The organism is Paenibacillus sp. FSL P2-0121, assembly GCF_037975345.1.
Classification (GTDB): domain Bacteria; phylum Bacillota; class Bacilli; order Paenibacillales; family Paenibacillaceae; genus Paenibacillus_AQ; species Paenibacillus_AQ odorifer.
On sequence record NZ_CP150245.1, the window covers coordinates 5,172,713 to 5,198,414 of the forward strand.

Below are 25,702 nucleotides of genomic sequence, written 5' to 3' on the forward strand. Positions count from 1 at the left end.
CCAAGCAAGTCTGTCCGCTCACCCCCCTTCAGGGCCGCCATTTATTTAATCATATTAACTCTTAACCGCTCCCAAAGTCATACCCTTAACAAAGTACTTTTGCAGGAATGGGTATACCAGTACGATAGGCAATGTTGCCACCATCGTCGCTGCCATCCGGATAGTATCACTTGAAACCGCATTCCGCTTAGCCGAGTTAGCTAGCATTTGCGATTGCGATACCATGCCTCCGGTTTGGAATTGGCTTAATATTTTCACGAGTACGGCTTGTAAGGTCTTTAAGTCAGAACTATAGGTAAACGCATAGGAGTCAAACCACGAATTCCAATGTGAGATTGCCTGAAAAAGTCCTACAGTCGCAAGCACGGGTGTGGTCAAAGGTAGAACAATCCGGAAGAAAATCGTCAGGTCATTCGCCCCGTCTACCTTCGCCGACTCCTCGATCTCACCAGGCAGCCCCTCCATAAAGGTACGGACAATAATCATATAGAAGACATTCATCAGCCCTGGCAAAATAAATACGGAAAACGTGTCAATCATATTCAGCGCTTTAAGCACCATGTAATAAGGAATCAGTCCGCCTCCAAAATACATCGTGAAGACAAAATATAGATTCCATCCTTTACGTCCCATCAAATTCCGGCGGCTTAGCGGATAAGCAAGCATCGTAATGACAAGGACAGATAGCGGCGCTCCAATTACGGTACGTTTGACAGTAACCCATAAGCCATTCAAAATCTCGCTATCTTTTAAGATTTGACTGTAGCTATCAAAGGTGAGGACTCTGGGCCATAAATAGACGCCACCACGTACGGTATCCTCAGCAGCATTTAATGAAAGAACGAGAATATTCCAAAAAGGCAGAAAGGTAACTAGCAACACAAGTATAAGAATGAAATAAACTATAAATTTAAAAATATGATCCCCGTATCTATTCGAAATCATCACAAGCGCTCCTCTCTTTTTCGGGTTTAGAACAACGCTTGGTCGTTCACTTTTCTAGAAATACGATTCACAATTACAACAAGTATGAAGGCAATCACGGATTTAAATACCCCAACGGCCGCCCCGTAGGAGAACATGCTGTTTTGTAGCCCGTATTTATATGCATAAATATCGATAACCTCTGAATACTCAAGCACGGTATTATTTTGCAGCAGGTATTGTTGTTCAAAGCCCGCATTCAAAATGCCTCCGACGGCTAGAATCCCTAAAATAACAATGGTTGGACGCAAGGCTGGCAACGTAATATGCCACATTTGCCGGAAGCGACTGGCTCCATCCACTCTTGCTGCTTCGTATAGCTCTGGATTAATAGCGGAAATTGCAGCAAGATACATAATGGCGCTGAAGCCCATTTCCTTCCACATGTTGGACAAAGCGATAATCCACCAGAATAGCGGTCCATTTTGTAGAAAAGCAACCGGTTCCTGAACAATGCCCAACGTCACCAGTAAATTGTTAAACATCCCATCAGAAGCCAGCAGCGTAATCACGATGTTTGCAGCGATAACCCATGAGATAAAATGCGGCAGATAAGAAACCGTCTGTACAAATCTTTTGAAAAATCCCTGCCTAGCTTCATTCAGTACAAGTGCGAGTATGATCGGCGCTGGAAATCCGAATAACAAGGTCAGCAAGCTTGTAGCGAGCGTATTACGCATTACACGGTAGAAATCTCCGGTAGTAAAGAAATACTCAAACCACTTGAAGCCTACAAACTCTGCATGGAAAAATTGTTGAAAAAACGTTCCTCCGCCCGGCTGATAATTCGTAAACGCCATATACATCCCAAACATAGGACCATAAGAAAATAGCAATGTCGCAATTAAGGCAGGCAGCATCAGCAAAAATAACCATTTCTGCTCTTTTAATCTGTACCACAGATTATTGCCTCTGACTGTTTTGATAGCGCTTGCTTTATGCATCAAATACCCTCCCTTTTTATTTAGTGCAGCATGTCGAGCCACATCTCGATTCAACTTCTCTCCTATTCATCTTAAGTCCGCAACAGGTGGCTTTCTATACTTCAATCCTCCGAATGATAGCGCTTTTTAAAGGAGTTTCGGCAGATTCGAGCATTGGATTTCGATATTTAGTCTGCTATGATGAACATGGCAAACAGCGAATTTACAGTAAAGAAGGGACTTCTTCTATGCGCCATATATATAGGAAATATATTTATATGCCTTTTATTGATTTGAGTTTTCGTTCCAAGCTGTTCAGCGTATTTGTGCTAGTGACCATTGTTCCGATGATGCTTTTCGCCTACCTTTCCTACGAATTAACAAAATCAAAATTAACGGATCAGATTTACAGCAATATGATGAATTCAACAGCTCAGATTAATAAAAATTTGGAAAACAAGCTGGACAGCTATGAACATATTTCAGCTTCCATCTACCTGGATAACAGACTTGCCAGCTACCTCACGAGTGAATACCAGGATGATCCTTCTTATCTGGATGTCTATCAATATATAGGCAACCGCATGGACACGATAATGACTGCCTATCCTGATTTTGATAGCGTTTTCATTTATTCAGACAATGAATCACTTCCCAAAGATGATTATTATATCAAGCCGGTAACAGCTGAGGTTAAAAAGACCGAGCTGTTCAAGCAGCTTCAGCAGTCACACGGGAATATCATTCATCTGTCCTCACCGCAAACCGAAGATAGTCCGGCCATGTTTACCTTAGCAAGATTTTTGAACAATAACCGCAATCAATATCCCTACGGTATTCTAGTCTTCAGAATCTCCGAATCGGTAATCTATTCTTTAATGGAGGAAGAAGCGGGCGGGAAAGATATTTTTATTATTAATGACAAAGGGCTTATTCTCTCAGCAGCAGACAAGCACTTATTAAATACGAGCCTGCCGGAATTGCTTGATCAGAAATTCGATGAATCGCCATCGGGCAGATTTGACACAACTTACAAAGGGGTAAAGGCTTTCGCCGTCTATAACACGCTCAAAAATGGATGGAAAACCGTGTCCATCTTCCCTTATGACAGCATTATTCAGGATGCTAAATCACTCTCAGATCTGATTATCAAAATCTCACTGGGCTTTATTGGCGTGGCCCTCCTGCTGATTTACATTACGGCGTCGCTATTCAGCAAGCGTATCCGTACTTTAATCCGGATGATCCGCCGCCTTGAACGGGGGGATTTCAATCATAGTACAGAAGAACATTTGGGAAATGATGAGATTGGCCAGCTGCATTTTGCCTTCAAGCAAATGACCACCCGGCTCAAAAGTCTCATTACCGAGGTGTATCAGAAGGAGCTGCAGAGCAAGGAAGCCGAGCTTGACCTGCTGCAAGCGCAGATCAACCCTCATTTTCTGTACAACACACTGGGCTCCATCTCGTCGCTTGCCCTAAAACATCAAGATACGCGTATACAAGATTTGGTGCTTCATCTAGCCAAGTTTTATCGAATCTCCCTGAATAAAGGGAAAAGTATATTGACCATCCACGAAGAATTAAAGCTGACCCAGAGCTACAACGCCATTCAGCTAATCCGCTTTAAAGGACAACTGAACATTACCTACAAAGTAGATGAAGCGATTCTGCCTTACTCTACAGTCAAACTTGCCTTACAGCCTTTTGTGGAGAATGCAGTGCTGCATGCCGTGTGGAGTCAAGAAAGTCCGCTGAATATTCATATCAAAGGTGTCATGGAAGCGAACGATATTATTTTGTCAGTAATCGATGATGGCATGGGGATGAGCCGCGAGACCCTCAGCTCTTTGCTTGAGGATAAGCCTGGACGAGGGTACGGAATCACTAACGTTGATCGCCGCATCAAACTGAAATTTGGTGAGCACTACGGCGTTAAAGTGTTTAGCAGACTAGGAATAGGCACCACTGTGCAGATTCGTTTACCGCAAAAAGAGGTGTAGGAGCGGTGACGAGGGGATTCTCCATTGCGGGGATCGTTTGGCTTGCTTCTCCTTGGATATGATGGGATCGATGGGATCGTTTAGATCGAAGGGATCGTTGGGGTCGTTTAGATCGCTCGGTACTATTTGCTCCCTGCTCATACGCATCGGACCGAGGAGACCTTATTTCGATGATTCGGGGCATTTTGCTCGACTATCGGACTCAGATGCAGCTATTGTCTCTTTTGCAAAGTAATTCTGGACAATTTTATAGCAATAAGAGCTATACAGTCCGATACCTTTGTAGAATAGCTCAAATTTCCGAAATAGCTGCGATACGGTCCGATGTGTTCTAACTATGATCTACTTTGTCGGGGTGTGTTCGACTTTTGCGGGGGATTCTACATTGCCGGGGTGTGATCTACTTTTGCACGGGATTCTAATTTGCCGGAGTGTGTTCTACTTTTGCGGGGGATTCTACTTTGTCGGGGTGGGTTCGACTTTTGCGGGGGATTCTACTTTGCTGGAGTGTGTTCTACTTTTACACGGGATTCTACTTTGCTGGAGTGTGTTCTACTTTTACACGGGATTCTACTTTGCTGGGGTGTGCTCGACTTTTGCACGAGATTCTACTTTACTGGAGTAAGTTCCGATAGATAGTAAAGTGTGGTATTAGTAACTGCCAAACAGTAATGTACCTAATAGCAATGTACCTAATAGTAATGTAGTATCTATTAGTAAAGTTCGATAAAGTAGCTAATTTCATTAACTGATCTATCAAAAAGAGCGACTCTCCGGTTAATGGAGAGTCGCTCTTTTGTAGTCATTTCAGCTTACTTCAAAATCAAATTATAGATCACTTGAGCCGCTTCTGCGCGCGAAGCGATTCCTTTTGGTGCAAACCGTTCATGACTTTGACCTTGAATCAGTCCTAGACTGGCCGCTTCATTTACAGAAGCAGCGGCCCAAGCAGACACCTGATTCATGTCGGTGAACGCTGCGGCAGTTGCACCGTTGATTGTTGCGCCGTTAGTTGTTGCACCAATGGTTGTTACGCCGTTGGTTGTTGCACCATTGGCTGTTACGCCGTTGTTCAGCTCGTAAGCCTTCATTAGCATCACCGTGATTTCTTCACGGGTGATTTGTGCGCCCGGCTCAAACTTGGACGCACTTCTGCCACTCACGATTCCCGCCTTGTAAGCGATTGAGATAGGCTCCGCATACCAGGCGGATGGAGCAACATCAGCAAAGCTTTCTTTTCCTGTCGCGGTCAGTCCAAGGGCATGAACAAGCATCGAAGTGAACTCAGCACGTGTAACTGCCCGGCTTGGTTCAAACTTTACTTTGCTTGTGCCCTGCACATATAGCTTGGACGCCAGCTCTTGGATTACTGGGTTAGCCCAGTGATTGGCCGGAACATCGACAAAGATGCGGTTCAACTCCAGCACAGCATATTTGCTGAAGTGGCTGACCTCAGCTTTTAATACACCGTTAGCATAATCAGCTTGAATATATTCCAGCCTGCCATTGTCCGCGATATAATAAACACCGCCTCGTTTAGCATTGAAGCCTTCTGCCACTGGCATGATGAGTGTTATTGGCTTATCAAATGTAGCGAGTGTGTCTGTAGTGCCTGACTTAGTGGTAATAGAAAGACTAAATTCATAGATGTCTCCCTTGAGAACAGCAGCCGCATTAGTAGAACTAGCCACTGTAGCAACCAACTCTTCGGCCTTGCTGCTGAGGTTCACCATCTTCAGGGCAATCTTGCTATCTTCCCGCTGTCCCTCTGGCAGCTTGTTTTGCAACTGGTGAATTAGCTCCGCTGGTACCTGCAAGGAGAGCTTACCCGCATTCAAAACTAGGGTGTGGTTCGCCAACTGTCGGACTACAGCAGAGGATAACTGAACTTGCTGAATATCCCCTTTAATCTCAACCACTACCTGACCAGAAGCACTGTCCACTTTCAGCATATCTGGCATGAGAATCAAGGTTCCAGCAGCATTCTCCAAGCCCGAAGTGCTGCCAGAGGTACCGCCATTGTTTCCTGGATTCCCAGGATTACTCGGTTCTCCCGAATTTCCTGGATTCCCAGGATTACTAGGCTCTCCCGGATTTCCCGGCTCTCCCGGATTACTAGGCTCTCCCGGATTTCCCGGATCGCTCGGTTCTCCTGGATTTCCCGGCTCTCCTGTAGAGGCCTCTTTGACTGTGATTTCTGCCGATGCTTTGAAGCCACCGTCTACCGTTTCCACAGTAATGGTGGCCTTTCCAGCTTCTACAGCGGTTACTGTTCCGTACACTACGGTAGCTACAGAGGTATCGCTCGAAGTCCAAAGTACTGCTTTATCCGTCGCATCATCCGGCGATACTGTAGCCGTCAACTTGCCGGTTTCACCAGCGGTCAACGAAAGCTCTGTCTTATCCAGTGTTATACCGGTTACTGTCTTAGGTGCAGCCGTCAATTTTACCAGTTTCGACTCTGTCGGCTGCAAGGACAATTTCATAGCTCCTGTGGCAGAGGAAACTTCTCCTGTCCAGAGATCTTGCGTAGTATAAATCTCTGCAGCATCCAGTCCAGCGCGGCCAAGATCAACTTGCTTATCTGCCGAAGCAGATGCACTGTAATTGAATACAGCCAGATAATAATCATTGCCATCCTTCATAACAAAAGTATCGGCGGCATTGGCGTTTGTATTTCCTTCAAGTGGTTTGAACACTTTTCCTTTTAAAGCTAAATCGAGAACATCTTTGTTGTTGAACAAAGCGGTCATGTACTCCTGTGCTTTTGGATCGTTAACATTGTCAGAGCCAAGCAGTACTGTTCCAGCGATAACGCCAGAGTTCATACGGCTACGCGCTTCAGTCAAGCTGGTAGCACGGGCCAATGCCAAATGATCAGGATCGGTGTAGGTATAGATCGTGCCATTTTGCCAAAAGCCATAGGTTAATGAATTCAGCATATATTCGGTTTCATTGATCTTGCCGTAGGTGTCGCAGGAAATTCGCCGGCTATGCGCATATTGACTCGGGAAAATTGGCGCAATTGATGCGCTAATGAACATTTTTCCATCCAGACGTTCTTTCACATAACGCATTCCTTCATTATAAGCTTGGATTCCTGTCGTTATAGTTGAATCGAAATGTTGCCCCTCAAGCGAACCATGCGTTAAGAAATCCAATTTGATGAAGGTGAAGCCCAGCGCTTTAAATTTGTCCAAAAAATAGTTCATGCGTAATTGGGCACCAGGATGTGTTACATCCAAAGGAAAAGCCCCGTCCAGAGTCGGCAGCGGTTGACCCGCGGCATCCTTAAGGACAATATCGCCGTAAGTATATTTATTGTCAGTTCCCTCTACAATCTGGTCCATATTGTTGCCCCAGTATACAAACGGTGCCCAATAAATACCCGCATGCTGGCCATTCCCTTTAATAACCGATACGGCGTCAGTCAGCTGCTTATCATTCAGATTATCCCAATAAGAATCCATGTTAATAAATACATTGCCGTTATTATTGAAATTTTGCAGATTCTCTTTATAGTAATTGGAGACATCCACTACATCCTGATATGAAAGCGTACCCTCGTAAGCTCCCCAGCTATTAAAACCAACCGGTACGCCATGTGGCAGCTCGGGGTTTAGCGCAAGTGCAGGTGTAATGATCGCATTAGCTTTGCCATACTCCTCAAGCCCTGTACGGTAATCACTGAAGGCCCCTACCATGATCATAGGTGAGGACAAGTTTGTTCCACTTAAGCTGCCATGAGGCTGGGTATCCCGGGTAACATCACTAGCTGCACCCCCATATACGACCAGCTCATTCAGCCGATTGGAGGAACCTTTCCAGTCGATGCCTGTCTTCCAGGTATCATGAGTTACAGAGCCAAGCACAAGGCCGCTGCGTGTCGAGTTGTTAAACACAGTCGTCATCTCATAGCTGGTATCTGCACGATTCATAGATTGAGATTTATAACGAATCCAAGCATCGTTGTCAAAAGGAACCGTAAGCACACGATTATCCGCACTAGCTCCGATATCCACACCACCTGTACGTTTTACGGTAATAGGTGACATATAGTTGGTCTTGACTGCTGTATCGCTGGCGACATCCAAACGGGTCAGAAAATACTTTTGATCGTCATAAAACTTGTAGACCTGCTTTAACGTCGGTTTTCCTGTGGAAGTGTGGACAAAAGTTAGCTCCACGCCTTTGCCGAAACCATCCTGAATGTCTACCGGAGCACCAACACTTGTATGACTCTCATAGCTTGTAGTCTCAACGAGCGTATCGCCGATTTTGATACTGCTATAGATCCCATGCAGCTTCTGTCCGTCAGCCCAGTTATAGCTTACATATCCGGACTTGGTATTATAGGACACTTCATATTGGCCATTTGATACAAGCAGTCCGTAAGTATATTCGGTAACTGTGATAGCTCCGTAGATCTTAGAAGCGCCCGGTGTTCCTAAATCACCGTCTTCCTCCACTGGGGGATTAGGATCCACACCCATAGCTGGCTCAACTATAATCCGGTCCAGATCTGGCGCATACCCGTTGCCATCTGTAAATTTGATTGTATTCTCGCCTTCGTTCAGTGGCAGTGTAAGTTCATACATTCCAACCGTATCCCAGTCCGGTGTCTTGGGCAGCTCATAATACTGCTCTGCTCCACCATTCGCACTAACGTAGAAGCTGCGTGGGTCACCTGAAATATAGGCGACTGTGATTCGGTAATCACCAGTCATAGGGGCTGTAATCTTGTTGAAGGTTATGGAACTGCCGTTATTCAAGTACCCTACCTTCTGACCACCCGAAGCATTCGGGCTAGCGGAAACTTGGGCCTCGCCTGTCAAATCATTGAGTGGAGATTCTGCTTCATAGCTGAGGGTATAAGGAATAATTTCTATCCGGTCGAAATCTGGAGAATACCAATCATGATCTGAGAAGGTGATAGTATTCAAACCCTCTACCAAAGAGGCCTCCACATCATAGGTTCCCACGGTGCTCCAGCTTGCCGTCTTTGGCAGGTCAATCATTTCATCCAGTCCATCGTTAACCTGCATATAGACAGGACGTTGATCGCCGGAAATATAGGAGATGCGGATTAAATACGTTCCCGCTGCTGGTACTGCAACATTTGTGAACTGTAAGGAACTGTTTTTGTTCAGATCCGTTACGATTTTACCGCCAGAGCCCACACTGCTGCCCGCCACTTTGGCGTTGCCTGTAAGCATATTCTCAGTAGCCTCGGCTTCCAGGATCACCCCATGCAGCTTCTCCTTCCAGTCACCTCCGGGTCCTTCACCTGGATCGCTGTCGTCCAATCCACGGATTACGATCTTATCGATGTCCGGAGAATACCAGTTGTTGTCATCGATCAAGATGGTATTAGCACCCGCGTTCAGCGGAAGCGTCACATCATAAGTGCCTACCGTATCCCAGTCCACAGTCTTGGACGGTTCTTCAAATTGCTTGTCACCGCCATTGGCACTGATATTAAACGGGCGTGAATCGCCAGAAATATAATACACTGTAATTTTATAATTCCCCGGCTCGCTTACGGTCACATTATTGAACAACAAGGAGCTGCCTTGATACATGCCGCCAACTTTTTTCCCTCCGGAAGCCGCTGGGTGGTCAGAAATTGACGCATTACCCGTCAGAATATTCCCATCCGCTTCAGCTTCATAGCTATTTATATCCTCGGCGTAGACCTTGCCGGCAAACTGACCACCGCTGCCTAACACTAAGCTGATCATAAGAAAGAACAAGAACCCTCTTTTCATTACACGTCCAAACATTTAATCCCTCCATTTAACTTTCTGATATAAGAAAAGCCTTCCGGTTGCAATTCATCAGTTGTTCCTCTTTCCAAATAACGTCTTCAGAACTCCTCTCCTTGTTGTAAGTAACGTCATGTAAGGAATGTACGGCCCGTACCGATTACTCTCTCAAGAATGCTGTATCCAACTATTGCCGTCTGGATTTCTTGAAAGCGCTATCGCAATTAGATGTGTAAAAAAGCTTCCTTTAATCGCAATAATGAATCAAGCCCCTCACATGTGCTGAGTTGTAATACATGCTTATTGTAAAAAGCAAAGGGGCATCTTTCCATATCGCAAGTTTACAATTCATAAAGGAAAGCGACTTTTCTTTCTATTCAGTAAGCAGAAGTGCGGAAGGTTAAATATTTTTCCTGTACTCGTTAGGTGTGACCCCAAGGTTCTTCAGAAATAGAGAAATAAAATAAGACGTGCTTTCGTACCCCACTCTCTGGGCAATATCTTGAATCTTCAGTGACCCGTCTGTGAGCAGCTCCTTGGCCTTATCAAGCCGAATACGGGTTAAATAATCGTGGATCGTGATGCCTGTTTTATCCTTAAAAATAGATCTTAAGTAGTTCGGTGACAGATAAACCTGATCAGACAGACTATTAATCGTAATCGGCTGATCGTAATTTTGTTCAATCACGGTGCGAACCTTGTGGACGAGCTTTGTATTTTTATCCATAAGTCGCTCACCTAGCATGCTCACGGCATCACCCGCAGTGCCCAGGATTAAATCCTCGATCTCATGTAAAGTCAGCGCATTATAGATGGAATGATAGAGCTCCGCCCGCTTAAAGCCCTCGGGAACAGACTGATGCAGCTGCTCTAGCAGTTCATCAACAAGATCAATCGCCCAATCACAGATGATTTTTTTCTTGATTCTCAGTGTGGCCAATCCCACGAAATATTGATGCAGCTTTTGTGCGGCCTGCTCGAAGTCCAGCTGATGGATAGCTTCAAACCACTCTTTTCTCTCAAAAGGTGGCATATGTTCACTGTCGAACTGATTCGAAATAGCCGCGGCATGAATAATTAAGCCCGTGCCTTTATAAAAACGTTCATTTAAAATCACACGCGTCTGCTTATACAGATTATGGACCAGCGCTAATTCTGCGGCCTGCGCTCCGACTGCTGCCGTCACCGTAAAATCCAGCGCACTACGAATAGCCACAGCTAAATCCTCCCAAGCATAATAGCCAGGCTGTTGAGTCGCTTCCATGAATACACCTGTCTCGCCATCCTTGTAAGGAACAAAAACAACCTCTATATTTTTCGCCTTAAAAAAGTGATCCAGATAAGAAATCAACCGGCTCATACACTCTTCCAGACTCTGCTGCTCACCCTCCGCCTCTTTGGGATCGATGCTGAACAGTGCCATGGTATAATGATTACTCTCTGGGAGACGTGTCAGCCTATTGAAGTTATTTGCCAGCTCTGCGGCTTGCTCCGCATTTTTTTCAAAAGAAAGCTCCTTAAGAATCTTAGTTTTAGCAGCCTCCATAGAACGTTGTTTCATCTGAACCTCTTCGCAGCGTGCTTTAACCTTTTCGATAACGCTTTCAATTTCAGTCAAATCTAGCGGCTTCAGTAAATATCCAACAGCTCCTACATTAAGGGCCGATTTAACATAGTGGAATTCATCATGTCCGGTGAGGAACATAATTTGCATCTGGTCATAACATTCATGTATTTTTTTAGCCAACTCAATTCCATTCATTATCGGCATCTGAACATCTGTAAGAATAATATCCGGTTGAAAAGCCTCTATTTTCTCCAAAGCTTCTCTACCATTGCTCGCTGTTCCGACTACATAGATGCCCATCTCTTCCCAGCGGATATAATCTCTCATCATCTCAAGACCCATTTCTTCATCATCTACCAAAAAAATACTATACACCTGAGGTTCCCTCCTTCTTGTTGTCTGTATTTGCTCCTATTATATTCTTTTCCCCTTAGTCGATCATCGACCAAATAAATGTAAGTCATTTTCAGGCATGAATCGTTACTTTGTAAGATCTAATCCCAACGTGCTCGTAAAAAGGCTATCGGGTCCTAAGCAGACCAGATAGCCCTTCGATACCTACTCATCATTATTCGGACGCATAATGAAAACGGAGGCTCATCGCCCCCGCCGAATCATTATAACAGCTCCAATTGGCTGTTGAAATAGTAGCTTCCTCCTGTTTCTGCTTGGAAGGTAGTTCTCTGATCTCCCCATCGAAGGGTCACCGTTCCCGGTGCGTAGGTGCGAAGCGTAGCTTCCGTCAACTGCCCCTTCTCCCAAACTACGTCTACCTCTACCTTTCCTTTGGCTCGTAATCCAGACACCGATCCTGTATTCCAGGCTTGCGGAAGCGCTGGCAACAGATGAATTTCATCCGCGTGGCTTTGCAGCAGCATCTCTGCAATGGTAGCCGTCCCGCCAAAGTTGCCATCCACGACAAAGATATTGCACTCTGCCCCACCAATCCCTGATTTGGAGAAACTGAACAGATTATCGAAGCACAGTCCGCTAATTAAATGAGAGATATGCTTATACGCCTTCTCCCCGTCATATAGTCTGGCAAAACTAAGACCGAATAAGGCGGCGGTGAACTCTACATCCTCCAGTTCTTCCTGAGCCATCCGGTTCTCCAGCGTTACCCTTGCTGCCGCGCTTAACTCCGGTGTTCTGTCCGGTGTAATCTGGTTGCTTGGATACAAAGCGAACAAATGAGCCAAGTGTCGATGCTCAGGTTGCGCTTCTTCATAATCTTCAAGCCACTCCTGCAGCTGACCTCTTTTACCAATCTGTAGCGGGGGTAACTTAGCCATAGCTTCCTTTAGCTTCAGCTGAAGCTCCACATCTGTATCGAGCAACACCGCAGACTTCAGGCAGAACTCGAAAAGATCTTGCACGAGCACTTGATCCATGGTCGAGCCCATAGACAGCTGCTGTGCACCCTCGCTGCTATCTGCGGGATAGAAGCTGTTCTCTGGCGAGTTAGAAGGACCCGTCACCAGCCAGCCATATTTCGGATGAATCGTCATATAGTCGAGGAAGAATTCTGCGGCTTCTTTTAGCACAGGATATGCCTGGCGCTCTAGAAATACACGATCCTGACTATATTCATAATGCTCCATCAGATGGGTTGCAATCCATAATCCGCCTGTGACATTGAGCCCCCATGAGGTTTCCCAGCCCGGAGCTGTAAACCCCCAGACGTTAGAGAATACATGCGCTACCCATCCTTTGCTGCCATATAAATCGCGTGCAGTTGATTTTCCCGCCTGAGATAAATCTTCAATATATCGCATCAATGGAAGGTGGCTGTCTGCAAGGTTCACGACTTCTGTCGGATAATAATTCATCTGTGTATTAATATCGAGATGATAGTCGCAGCTCCAGCCCATACGGCAAGCCTCACCGTCATTCCAGATTCCCTGCAAGTGCAGTGGAAGAGGTGAATCTTCTCGTGATCCGGCAATGGTTAGGTAGCGGCCATACTGGAGGAACAATGCGAACAACTGAGGGTCCTCAGCCTGATCCTGTGCCAGTAACCTAATCCGCTGATCGGTAGGCAGACCTTCTTTCCCGGAGCTACCCAATTGAATATCCACCTTTGCATAATCCTGACGGTAATCTTGAATATGATCTTCTTTTAACTGTGCATAACCTTTGGTTAATGCCTGCCTTAGGTTGCTGTAGCTCTCCGTCTCCCAATCCTGATTGCTCCGGCGATAATCGGTACTGACCCCAAAATAAATCCGGGCCTCATTAGCTCCGGAAACTCTTAATCGGCCATCCCCCCTGTAGATCGTACCGCCGGATAGACTTATTTTGAGCTGCCCTTTTGCCCATACCCCGCATTTACCATTACTGTGCACCTTTTCTGTAGCTTGCCCCTTGAATTCAATAGTGTCGCCATCCACAACCTCAGTCGTAAACGATTCTGTCCCACCTTCGATGGCAATCGTAAAGGATACACCTCCAGGCCTATCGCTCCAAATTCTTGAAACTACCAGATCATCGGCATGTGAAGCGAAGACCTCTCGACGGATTGTTGTTTCGCCGCTCTCATAGACCGCCCCAGACACTGCACTTGTCAATTCCAGCTCCCGCCGAAACACACCGCCTGATTTAACATCCGCATCCTGGGCAAAATCAATAACCACCTCGCATAATCCCAGGTTCGTACCGAAATTTTGTTTTTTAGGCTGTAAATACTGTTTGGCTAAACGATCACCGCTGTCATAATCGCCGGCAAAAAAGTGACTTCGCATCTCTTCCAGCGCAGTTCTACCTCCGGCAGGAGCAGGGTCGGGATCCGTTTGCCCAGACCAATAGGTCACCTCGCTCATGCTCCACACCTCACGATGCGGCGCCGCCATTACAACAGCACCTATTCTTCCGTTACCCAACGGCAACCCTTGCGACCAGCTTGTTGCAGGGGTTGAATACCACAATTTAAAATCGCTCATTTGATCGTCTCCTGTCTGTAATAGACCTTCAAAAGTTGTTGTTAATTAATCCGCTTTCTCTGTTATTAACATTGTATATTTATCGCATTTATCGTAACATCATCAGTACTACTAGTCTTTGTTGACTCGTTCATTCATTTGACAATTTATCCGTAATCCCAAACATTTAACTACAGGCCAAAATTAAGAAATGCTGCTAGCAAAGGGGTATAGTATGAACAAACTATCTGAAATCACACCGTATGTTGGAGCAATCATGCCTTATCTGTACGACGGAAGCAGCAATGAGCATCTGCGCGTCGGCAATGCCTACGCCTTTCATCTGTTTACCGATGGCCCCGGTGAGATGGAAATCGACGGAGTTCGTTATCCGATTGAGCGTAGAACACTGGTGTTTCTGCGCCCCGGCCAGCCACATGCCTTTCATATTTCCCCTTCTCATCCACTCTCGTCCTACAATGTCTATTTTGATTTGTGGGACAAGCAGTCGCCTATGTCTACTAATCTTTCTTTTATCCATGCGCCTGAACCCTTTAGGCTTGAGAAAAAGGCCACCGAAGTCCCCTGTGCCGAGCTGAAAGAATTGCCCTGCGTTTTCCCGCTAGCTAAATATCCACAGCTATACGATAGTCTTGTGATGATTGCCAAAATATACAATGAAGCGATATTCTACCGGAATGAAGCGGTTCATAGCTTGTTATACGGTTGGATATTAAGCTGGTATAATGCCCTCCATCAGCATCAGCCAAGCGATTATCGGATTGTGCGCCTGTTGGAGTATTTGAACACTCATCCCGAACGTGGTAAATCTATCGAAGACTGGGCACAGCTCTGCGGACTCAAGCGAACCTATTTTCATGAGCTGTTTCTGCGAGAAACCGGAATGACGCCGCGCGCTTATCATCATAATCTCGTTATGCGGCGGGCGGCAGGTCTGCTTCTGGAGAGCGAGCTAAGTGTTACTGCCATTGCTGAGAAATTAGGCTATCCTTCGATCCATCCCTTTTCCAGACATTTCAGTGCCTGCTACGGCATAAATCCCACACAATACCGCCTTAATCCGCAAAGCCGAAAACAAATATAGGTTGTAAAAAAGAATACGCGCTATCCGCAAGAAGCAGAGGGCGCGTATTCTTTTGTTATTTTGCCGTCAATTTGAAGATTTTAGATTCTGCGGGTTCAAGCGTAACTTCCAGCTTTCCTGAGGTTTCCCCTTCTACACCTTCCCATAGGTCCAGCAGCTGGTAAGCAGCTTGAGCATTCAGCCCTGCCCGTTCTAATGAGAGGGATTTAGGAGCAGATTTCGTGACATCGTAATTGAAGACAGCTATATAAAAGGCATTTTCTTCTGAAGATTCGAGCACAAAAGTATCACAGGATTGCTTGCCGAGGTCCCCTTCTATCGGTCTGAAGGTTTTGCCAAGACGAGCAACATCCATAATTTCCTTATTGCTCAGCCAAGCTTTAGCCCGGGCGGCGGCTTCCTCTTTTCGGAAGTCATCCCCTAGCAGCAGCACCGTTCCCGCGATCACCGAAGCAGTTAGCCGGCTGCGACCTTCATGCCAGCCCGTGGCTTCCTGGTTATGGCTTTTGTACAGTACGGAATGGTCGGGATCATTGTAACGGTACAATGAATCGCTCATCCACCAGCCATGGGTCAAAGAGTTGAGCATATATTCTGTATCCTGCAGCGTGCCAAAAACATCACAAGAGACACGCCGGCTATGTGCAAATGCATAAGGGAACAACGGTGCGATGGACAGATTAATAAAGAACGGTCGACCAATTACCTCTGGAGACAGCTTGTTCTGCAAGTAGGACATACCATAGTGATACGCCGCAATGCCCGTCGTAATCTCCGGATTGTGATGCTGCCCTTCCAGTGCGCCATGTGCCAGGAAATCCAGCTTGATATACTCGAATCCTTCCGAGATGAATTTATTTGTATACCAATCTATTCTTTGCAGGTTCCCCGGATGTGTGGGGTCAATAGCTAGCCCTCCATCAACATCCGGCAGAATCTCTCCTTCGCTGTCCCGAAGCAGGATATCGCCATAGGTGTATTTACCGTTCGTACCTTCCACGACATCTCCAAACTGAGTAGGACTTCCCCAGAAAGCGAAAGGGGTCCAGTAAGTTCCCGGTCTATGACCATTCTTCCGCACTAGCTCAAGTGCATTTTTCATTTCTTCTGCTGTGAAATTATCCCAAAAAGCGTCAAAGTTGATGTACAGCGTATCCTCATTCTGGAATCCTAACGGCTGCACTTCTTTTTTCAAAAACTCACTGGTCGACGTATACAAATCATAATCCAGATCAGCCATTGCAGCAGACCAGCTATTCCAGCCAACAGGAACGCCACCCTCCCAAGCCAGTGGAGCTTCAATCCATGTATTGGCCCGGCCGTAAGCTTCAAGACCTTCTCTGTAATCATCATAAAAACCTACGAATACGAGCGGTGACTCCACTCTTTTGCCTTTTACATAACCGTGCGGCTGAAAGTCACGGGTTAATTCACTCACAGCCCCACCGTAAAGATCCAGCTCCTCGATCTGGCCGCATCGCTCGCTTTTGATACGAATACCCGTTTTCCACACCTTGTGAGTTATGGAACCCATGATAATTCCTCGCCGGCTATCCGGTGCGAACACTGCCGTTACCTCGTAGCTCTCTGTATCCATAGGTGGCTTCACCACTGTATATCTGACCCATTTATCGTTGTCGTAAGGCACACGCAGGATGCTTGGTTCATCCGGTTGACCTGACTCGCCGCCGAGGGATACCGATTTGCTCTGAATGACCGCCATGCGGTTCGCTTTGATATCCTCATCGCTTGCGATCACACTTTGCATCAACACATATGAGGAGGACTCATAAATATAAAAATGCTGCTCCAGCTGAGGCAGCAGGGATGTTTCATGCACAATCACTAGATGAACACCTTTACCAAAACCTTCACGAACAACCTCTTCCTGCAACTTCAGCACGTGGCTCTGATAGTGTTCAGTATTATATTCCCGGCCCTGCCAGCGAAAGGCGCTGCGAATCCCCTTTACATGTGCAGAAGTCCCGCCGACAACGGATGACTCACCCGTTCCGAGATCAATCTCCAGATTCACCAGGCCATTGGTTACACGGATAAGAGACGTTGTGTCTGTATTCACGTTTACGGTTGTATTACTGTCAGTTAGCATAATTTGCCTCCTTGTTGCTGCATTTTGGACCTTGAAGGCCGCAGTCTCAGTAGCTGTATCCCCCAAGTATGACCTCATTATAAAGAGCGGATAAAGCGTTTTCTATACAACAATCTTCCGATCCATACCGCGATCTAACACATCCTACCTAAACTCTGCTGGCCCTGAAGCTTCATGCTGAAAATGCAAAAAACAGCAGCAGGACCAAACGTTCAGGTCCTACTGCTGTTCATACGCTTATAAAACGGATTATTGCTGATCACCAATGATAAGCTTGTAGGATTGTCCCGCGGTTGTAGCGAAACTTACCCTTCCTTCGGCGGAACGTTCACACTGTATATCCTGACTGCCACAGGTTACCTTAAGTGGGGTATCCATGCGGATCACACATTCTGTGCCCAGCAGGGAAGTGATCTGCGCTTCCACTAGCTTGCCGTTGTCCCACTGAATGCTGACTTCAAAGCCACCGCGGGCACGTACACCTGCAACGCTTCCCTCCTGCCATTCATTCGGCAATGCAGGCAGTAGTTCGAGATAGCCGCGGTGAGATTGTAGCAGCATTTCGGCAATCCCGGCGGAGGCTGCAAAGTTGCCATCAATCTGGAACGGCGGATGTGCACCGAGCAGATTGGCATAAACTCCGCCGTGATTATATTGCTCCGACTCCCCGTCCTTCACCAGCCGCAACATGTTGGAGAGCAGACGCAAGGAACGGTTTCCATCCCGGAAGCGGCTCCATAAAGCGACTCTCCAGCCCAGACTCCAGCCTGTGCTTTCATCCCCGCGCCGCTCCAGCGAGGTTCTTGCCGCAGCAAATAGCTCAGGGGTCTCTTCTTCTGACAACTGGCGGCCCGGATAAATTCCAACCAGATGCGAGGTATGTCTGTGGTACATGTCCTCATCCTCAAAATCAGAGAACCATTCCTGCAGTTGCCCGTACTTGCCAACCTGCAGTGGCAATAGACGCTCACGGGTACTTTTCAGCTCTTCACGCAAAGCCTCATCCGTTCCAAGAATCACTGATGCCTCGATACAGTTCGTGAACAACTCCCAGATCAGTGATATATCCATTGTGGCACCCGGGCTGACCGCAGCCACACCCTCCGCTGTCCGGAATTTATGCTCTGGTGAAGTGGACGGGGAGGTCACAAGATTACCCTTGCCGTCGTCAATCAGCCAATCCAATGCGAACAGAGCCGCCTCCTTCATGACAGGATAAGCCGAAGTCCGCAAGTATTCAGTATCTCCGCCAAAAGCAAAATGTTCCCAAAGATGCTGGGTCAGCCAGATGCCGCCCATTGGCCAATAGGCCCAGCTTGGATCTCCATCACCATAATCACCTACCGGTGCAGTGTGTGCCCAAAGATCCGAGTTATGATGAGCTACCCAGCCCCGGGTGCCATAGTTGGTCCGAGCGGTATCCGCCCCTCTCTTCGCCAGATTGCCGACGAAATCCAAAAGTGGCTCATGACATTCTGCCAGATTGCAAATCTCAGCGGGCCAATAGTTCATTTCTGTATTGATATTCAGTGTATAGTTACTGCTCCAAGGCGGACGAGTAGAGGCATTCCATATTCCCTGAAGATTGGCGGCCTGCGTTCCGGGACGCGAGCTTGCGATCAGCAAATAACGTCCGAAATGAAACAGCAGCTCAACTAGACCCGGATCTTGCGCGGAGTAAGTCGTAATCCGCTGCTCGGTTGACATTCCTTCCGGTGCCAGCGGCTTGCCCAGCCGAAGCTTCACCCGATCGAAAAGTGCCCGGTAATCAGTGATATGCGCTTGAAGCAGGCTGGTGTAAGACTTGCCTTGAGCACTTGCCAAGAAGGAAGCTGCAATGGTGGAGGCATCTTTTCCTTCAATTCCCGGGATTAGGTCATACCCGTTAAAACCTGTAGCCGCACTGAAATAAAAGGTTGCCGCTGTCGCACCCAGCAAATGAATCCCATTGCCATCAACCGTTACTTGGCCGTCATCCGCCGTCACGGAGAGTTGTCCTTCGAAAGCCATTCCCTTGCTGCTGCCTAATTCACCGTATTGGATGGGATTGTCGCTCCCGAAATAGCTTGGATCTACATGCTCCGGTGCCGTTCCCGATAGAACAAAGCTGTCACCTTGCGGATAAAGGTTGTGCCGGAGTGGACTTTCCAGCGTGGCATGCACATTCAATGCGCCTGGCACACTTGCGGTCAAACGAAGTACAAGCAACTGATCAGGATGAGAAGCGAACATCTCACGGGTATAAGTAACATTGCCAATCTGATATTCAATGCGATGCAGCGCATTTTCCACATCCAATGTACGCTGATAAGAATGATAGACGTTGCCATGCTCAAAACGAAGCAATAGATCACCAAAAGGTAAATAAGATTGAGTATACGGCCCCATCATTTCTCTGGTCAGCGTGTCCGCCTCAACATAACGGCCTTCTTGAATCAGCTGTCGCACCTTTGGCAGAACGTTCTTAGCACCGGGATTGTTCCCCTCTTTTGGGTATCCTGACCAAAGCGTATCCTCGTTTAGACTAATTTTCTCCTGTTCCACACCACCGAAGATCATACCGCCCAGACGTCCATTCCCAATTGGAAGTCCTTCCGTCCATACATTTGCTGGCTTGTCATATTGAAGTTTCATACGCGCTCTCCTCACCATCTGTCATTTAATAAATTATCAGTAATTTCAACCTCACTGCAGGCATTTAATTCAATCGCATCATCAAGATTCGAAAGACTCGCCTCACCACTGCCTGCCAGAATTCCATTGCACTTAAAGACCAGTCCGCAGGTGCTCTTGGCACTAAGGGCCAACACATCAATACTTTCAAACTTGTTATTCGTGATGACAATTCTCTGGTGAACGGGAGCACGCTTATCTATCTCCACATTCTCCGGCGAAATAAAGATAACCGGATGCTTTTGACTTCCACATTCCAGAAAATGATTGCCGCTGATGATCACATCCTCCACCTTGCCGGATTCATACCAGGACTCAGCATCCACTGCAATCAGAATGGCATTCATATGCATCCGTTCAAAAATGTTACCCTTAATTTCCACTTTGCGCCGGGTTGTCACAAGAATACCGCGGGTGGGTACTCTCGCGAAGTGATTATTAGTGACTTCAACCTCTGGAGTCCAGGTAACATTCTCTATAACATCATGGCTGCCTATATCATCAGGAGCCGGATGAGCCAACGTCAACAAAAGCTCGCGTGGATTTAGCCGCTTCACTTCGACCACTTCATTAGCCGCATAAGTGGTCAATGAACCGGAGCGAACAAATTCAATTTCGTCCCCCGGATAGAAAGCCATAAATCCGTAGGTCTGATGATGCATGAACCGGACCTTTACTACATTCGCCGATGGCTGCTCTACGATCCGCAGATAAGTACCATGGACATTAACGGGATCGTCATGTGAACCGGAAAAATTACTATCGGCAATGATCACCTTTCCCCGGCAGCTAGACATGTGAATAAAGTCCGCAAAGCCTGTGACCGTTCGTCCCGTTTCCGGACGCGGTGAGAGATCCATACGGCGGAAGCTGAGATTCTCGCTGAACTGGCCAACGATGCCAAGTCCATGCAGAAAATGTAGCCCAATATCGCTCAAGGTGATGTTCGAGCTTTCCGTAATGAATACGCCCACCTGATCACGGATGCCGTCACGGCTTTGTAGAACATGCCCCGGAATAACCTCAGGCTGAAAATTAAAATGCAGACGGAGCTTCATCGGCTCCAGTTCCTCGACAGTGTCTGCCTGCTCCAGCCAGTTATCCATCCGCCAAGTCGTATTGCGCTGCGGATCATAAGTCTGCATTGGGCCTTCAGAAAAGCTCCAGCCCTCACCGTTCCAGACCAACTTATCCTCCCTAATCTCATAACGTGAATCGGGATGTACTTGGACATCGAACGAATGGTCACCGCTTTCGGTAATCGTCATCTCCGTCACAGTTGGCCGGGCATAGTCGGTATGTAAATTACGGATCTCCACATTCTTGCAGCCATCCAGCAGGAGCATCGTTTGCTTGCCGTGAAAAATAAATAATGAACCATTCCCTTCCAGCGTTAAATTATATTGTCCCTTCAGCAAAATACCGATGGTCTTAGTGACATCCCTGTTCTCTTCTTCACTGGCAGTATTTGAGATAAAATAAGGTTTGCGGATAGCCTCGTCCGGATAGAAATGATAGCAGCCCTTCGGGCAATCCAGTAGTACTGGACCGGGAATTTCAGCGACAGCCTGTATAGCCCGAACCATGGCTGGCTGCGCGTCTAAACCAGAATCCGGCAGCACTCCATAATCCGTTAGGCGGATTACAGCAGGAGTAGTTAAGGCGTTATTCTCAGCAGAAGTAATCATCGGCACCGCCTTTCTTTTTTTGTAAACGCTTAATATTTGGCAGTATAATCTCTCCGCTTAAAATAATCAATTGTGCAGCAGTTTCAGAATACGCAGACTGGTGCCTTTACTCTGTTCATCCTTCAGCCCCGTAATGCGTACTGAAACATGCAATTCTTGACGTTGTTCCTGGATCGGAAACATGGCGATAATAGGCCGAAAGGCAAGCGGACACCATTCATCGAATAAGTTCACAGCTTTATAAGAACTGCCATTTAGCGAATATTCAAAAATCCCGCTATCCGGTCCGTAGAGCAGCATCAAGCCTGCGCTTTGCCCGGTCACTGTAAAAGAAAAAACAGCCTCCTTGCTATGGGTATACAGATGCTCTGTTCCAAAACGCCAGTTCATCAGCGAATCTCCTGCAGCCAGTTCGCGAAGTTCGTAACCGTTCACAAGATCAGCCGCACGGAAATCAAGCAGGCTGCCGTATTCATAATTTTGCTCCGCCAAAGGTGGAATATCTAAAGAGCTTTCGCTACTCAAATTCGTCTTGTTAGGAACAAGCGCTGTCTCCAGATACTCTCGCAAAAAAGAGGCATACAGCGCATGACCTTCATCATTGGGATGATATCCATCCGGTGCCAGCTTAGTCCACTCCATTTGTTCCGCCTCTAGCTGCGCATAGACTCTAGCTGCAAAATTAACAGAGGGAAGCTGATAATGTTCAGCTACTTCTTCATGGACAGCAATATTAAAGGGATTGCTCCCGGAGAGATTCTTCTCTGCTGCTGTATACAAAAAGCAAATATCAGTGCCCGGTGACAACCGCCTGCATTGGCGGACAATGCCCTCCATCCCTCTAATGGATTCTTCCCGGTCATTGCCGTCATTGACGCTAAATTCAACGAATAACAAATCAATTGTGCCCTGCTGCAGGACATGCTCCTGTAATCGATGAGCACCTAAAGTTGAGTTCGTCCCCCCCACTCCCGCGTTGATGAAGCGGAACTCCTGATCCGCAAACCGCTCCTGAAGATACTTACCAGTGAGTGCTCTCCAGCTATATGTGTCTGCTTCGGAAGCACCTGCCCCCTCCGTAATTGAGCCGCCTAAAAAGGCAACGGTTACAGTCCCTTTTTCCGTAAGCCTGCCGTTAACTTGAGGTAGTCCACGGCGCGGAACTACAAATGAATGATTGCAATGATTCTCGTCTGTCATAACTCAACCTCCATCCACAAAAACCCATATTTTCCCCTGAAATCAAGAAATCAGGTGCGGGGTCTATCATACAGCACCTGATTCTGATTTCAATATTTATTTTTTTGAAGTATCATAAGCCTTTTGTAAAATTTCGAGATAACGGTCAAGCTTCAAGTTCTGCAATCCCTTTACATAAGCGTCCCAGTCCTTGTTCAGATCCTTGTTGCCTGTAATGAATTGCAGCTCATTTTGTTCGATGTAATTTTTCAAATTTGTCTGCAGCAAGCTGGCTTCATCAATCTCACTTGGATCAATCCAGATCGACCAGATGGGGAATAACTCTTTAGGCTCATGACCTTCGTATAGCAGAGTCGCATCATACAGTCTACGTTCATAACCATCAGAAGCAAAGATGTCGGTACCTTGAACGTAAGTATCACGGTATTCTTTAGGCTCATAGAAGTGAGCCATACCACTCCAGCCTGCATTACGTGGTGCTGCGCCTTCTTCACCTGGAATTAGTTTGATCATCGGTTTAACATCTTTACCCAACGCCACATCACCTTCGACCGGATCTGTCCAATCGGTTCCCTTCAGGCCAGCTGCGCCATTCGTTTGGCCTTCTGGTGTGAACATATAATCCACCATCTTGATCAGTGTAATTTGTGCTTCTTCACTTGCTTTGTTTGTGATCACGAATTTTGCACCCGGGACTACGCCGCCTCCATCATGAGTCGCATAGGAAATTCCTTGAGGTCCCGAAATCGGAGGCAGCGGGTTGTAATGTGCTGAACGGGTATTCCCCGGGTCGATGTTTACGAAGATCGCTGGGTGCATACCTGCACCTGCACCTAGAATTTCTGCATCAGCATTTTCACCGATTTTCTTAAAAGCTTCCGCGTTTTGTGTAAAGGCACCCGGATCAATCAACCCTTCGTCAAACAGGGATTTAATATAGGTCAATCCTTCTTTCCACTCCGGAGTAATGGCAGCAGATTGCACCTTTCCATCCTTCATGTTCAGGTAATTACGATCATCATCATAAACAAATGCGTTCATCAAGAAAGGAACGATCCGTACGCCGAACTCCTCGATGGAACCGCTTAGCGGCACTTCATCCGCTTTGCCATTGCCGTTCGGGTCTTGCGTTTTAAAGGCTTTCAGTACATTTTTGAAATCCTCAGTGGTCTTCGGCATCTCCAAGTTAAGCTTTTTCATCCACTCAGAATTCAGCCACATTTTGCTAGGATAGGAACAGTGGAAACATTCTGTATAAGCTACAAGTCCGTAAATGTTGCCATCAGGTGCAGTATTAAGCGTTCTTAGGTCAGAGTTCTTTTCCATGGCTGCTTTAATATTTGGAGCATATTTATCAATCAGATCATTTAGAGGAATGAGTACACCTTGCTTGCCGTATTTCAGTAGATCGGCCTGTGAGAATTGATCAATATAGTGAGTAAGCAGGTAAGCATCCGGATAGTCACCACTCGCCAGTGAGATCTGGCGTTTTTCCTGAGCACCATCCGATGGGTTGATCTGCCAGTTGAATTTGAAATTAAATTTCTCTTCTACATGTTTTGTGAATTTATTGGTCGGAAGGTCGATGCCGGATTCCTGAACTGAGAACACGCTGATCTCAACCGGCTTGCCAGACGAACCCGAACCAGAACCCTGCTGCGTGCTGGATGTGTTATCTGTATTTTTATTTGCACATCCGCTAATTACAACCGTAAATGCCATGACCAGAATTAGTAAAGTTATCAAGCTTTGCTTCTTCAAATATTATCACTCCCTTTTGTAATTTAGCAGGTGATACGATGATACCTTAAGTGTGTACTCCGGGCATACCTCCTTTCCAAAAAAGAGATTTCTAAGATCAACCCTTGACGGAACCAACAAGCATCCCCTGTACAAAATAACGCTGTACGAAAGGATAGATAACAAGTACCGGCAAGGTGGCAATCACAATTAAGGAATACTTCAGCAGCTCGGAAAGCTGTTGTTTCTCAACCAGTTTCCCCACGTCCATGGCCCCACCAGCGCTGTTGTTCTGAATGATGATGCTTCGCAGGACAAGCTGTAAGGGGAACAAATCTGCTGATTTCAGATAAATCAACGCATCGAAATAGGCATTCCATTGACCTACCGCGTACATAAGCACCAACACTGCGAGAATCGGTTTGGATAACGGGAGTACCACGCTCCAGATGAATCTCATATCACTACAGCCGTCGATTTCACTAGCTTCCAAAAGCTCCTCCGGAATCGAGGATTGAAAGAAGGAGCGGGCAATAATGACCTGCCAGACCCAAATGGCGTTCGGAATCAGCAGCGCCCAGCGAGTGTCGATCAGATGCATCTCCTTCACTACCAAATAGGTGGGAATTAGCCCCCCACTGAAGATCATGGTGAAGGTAATGATCATCATCAGTGTATTTCGTCCGAAAAAACCTTTTCGAGACAGCGGGTAAGCGATCATGACCGTTAAAGTTATACTAATCAGCGTTCCCGCTGCGGTGTAGAAAATTGAGTTTCCATAACCAGTGATAATCTCAGGCGTATTCAGCAATACTTTGAAACCTTTGAAGGATATATCTACAGGCCAGAGCCAGACACGACCAGAGGTCACGGCTGCCGGACTACTGATTGAGCTGCTGATGATAAAAATAAGCGGATAAAGTACAGCGATTACCACAAGAGTAAGCACAATATAGATTGTGATCAGGAACGCTTTGTCGCCGACGGATTCTTTAATCTTTTTTTGAACTGCTGCTGCCATAGATG

13 protein-coding genes are annotated in these 25,702 nt (G+C 46.7%); 2 read left to right on the plus strand and 11 right to left on the minus strand.

What is annotated here, in order from left to right; all coding sequences use genetic code 11:
* Positions 1–54: 54 nt before the first annotated feature.
* Together MKY54_RS22980 and MKY54_RS22985 are read right to left on the minus strand one after the other, a co-directional pair.
* A complete protein-coding gene (locus MKY54_RS22980) occupies positions 55–945 on the minus strand; it encodes a carbohydrate ABC transporter permease (protein WP_036683186.1) in 891 nt (296 codons plus the stop codon).
* Between the two features lie 26 nt (positions 946–971).
* Positions 972–1,928: an ABC transporter permease subunit gene (locus MKY54_RS22985; protein ID WP_051491272.1), complete on the minus strand. Its 957-nt coding sequence runs from the start codon at positions 1,926–1,928 to the stop codon at positions 972–974.
* Positions 1,929–2,185: 257 nt separating this feature from the next.
* On the opposite strand from MKY54_RS22985, the gene MKY54_RS22990 reads away from it, so the two are divergent.
* Entirely contained in the window at positions 2,186–3,910 is a 1,725-nt protein-coding gene (locus tag MKY54_RS22990) for a sensor histidine kinase (protein ID WP_179088789.1), read from the plus strand.
* Between the two features lie 812 nt (positions 3,911–4,722).
* Here the strand turns inward: MKY54_RS22990 and MKY54_RS22995 are convergent.
* From MKY54_RS22995 to MKY54_RS23005, 3 genes are all read right to left on the minus strand, one after another.
* On the minus strand, positions 4,723–9,693 hold the full coding sequence (locus MKY54_RS22995) for an S-layer homology domain-containing protein (protein ID WP_339188070.1): 4,971 nt from the start codon (positions 9,691–9,693) through the stop codon (positions 4,723–4,725).
* 382 nt (positions 9,694–10,075) lie between these two features.
* Positions 10,076–11,617: a response regulator gene (locus tag MKY54_RS23000; RefSeq protein ID WP_076128937.1), complete on the minus strand. Its 1,542-nt coding sequence runs from the start codon at positions 11,615–11,617 to the stop codon at positions 10,076–10,078.
* A gap of 242 nt (positions 11,618–11,859) precedes the next feature.
* Complete coding sequence (locus tag MKY54_RS23005; protein ID WP_339188072.1) at positions 11,860–14,181, minus strand: glycoside hydrolase family 95 protein; 2,322 nt, start codon at positions 14,179–14,181, stop codon at positions 11,860–11,862.
* Between the two features lie 214 nt (positions 14,182–14,395).
* Between MKY54_RS23005 and MKY54_RS23010 the strand changes: the two genes are divergently transcribed.
* Positions 14,396–15,265, plus strand: coding sequence for an AraC family transcriptional regulator (locus MKY54_RS23010; protein WP_076128933.1), 870 nt, complete (start codon positions 14,396–14,398; stop codon positions 15,263–15,265).
* A gap of 55 nt (positions 15,266–15,320) precedes the next feature.
* Here the strand turns inward: MKY54_RS23010 and MKY54_RS23015 are convergent, their stop codons facing one another.
* From MKY54_RS23015 to MKY54_RS23040, 6 genes are all read right to left on the minus strand, one after another.
* Positions 15,321–17,375 (minus strand): alpha-galactosidase, encoded by a 2,055-nt coding sequence (locus MKY54_RS23015; protein ID WP_076308191.1) that lies wholly within the window; start codon positions 17,373–17,375, stop codon positions 15,321–15,323.
* A gap of 249 nt (positions 17,376–17,624) precedes the next feature.
* Positions 17,625–20,009, minus strand: coding sequence for a glycoside hydrolase family 95 protein (locus tag MKY54_RS23020; RefSeq protein ID WP_076308192.1), 2,385 nt, complete (start codon positions 20,007–20,009; stop codon positions 17,625–17,627).
* Between the two features lie 11 nt (positions 20,010–20,020).
* Positions 20,021–21,736, minus strand: a complete 1,716-nt coding sequence (locus tag MKY54_RS23025) for a right-handed parallel beta-helix repeat-containing protein (protein WP_143765002.1) — start codon at positions 21,734–21,736, stop codon at positions 20,021–20,023.
* A gap of 66 nt (positions 21,737–21,802) precedes the next feature.
* A complete protein-coding gene (locus MKY54_RS23030) occupies positions 21,803–22,936 on the minus strand; it encodes an SGNH/GDSL hydrolase family protein (RefSeq protein WP_339188078.1) in 1,134 nt (377 codons plus the stop codon).
* Between the two features lie 96 nt (positions 22,937–23,032).
* Complete coding sequence (locus MKY54_RS23035; protein ID WP_339191256.1) at positions 23,033–24,658, minus strand: extracellular solute-binding protein; 1,626 nt, start codon at positions 24,656–24,658, stop codon at positions 23,033–23,035.
* Positions 24,659–24,794: 136 nt separating this feature from the next.
* Complete coding sequence (locus tag MKY54_RS23040; protein WP_036683268.1) at positions 24,795–25,697, minus strand: carbohydrate ABC transporter permease; 903 nt, start codon at positions 25,695–25,697, stop codon at positions 24,795–24,797.
* Positions 25,698–25,702: the final 5 nt, after the last annotated feature.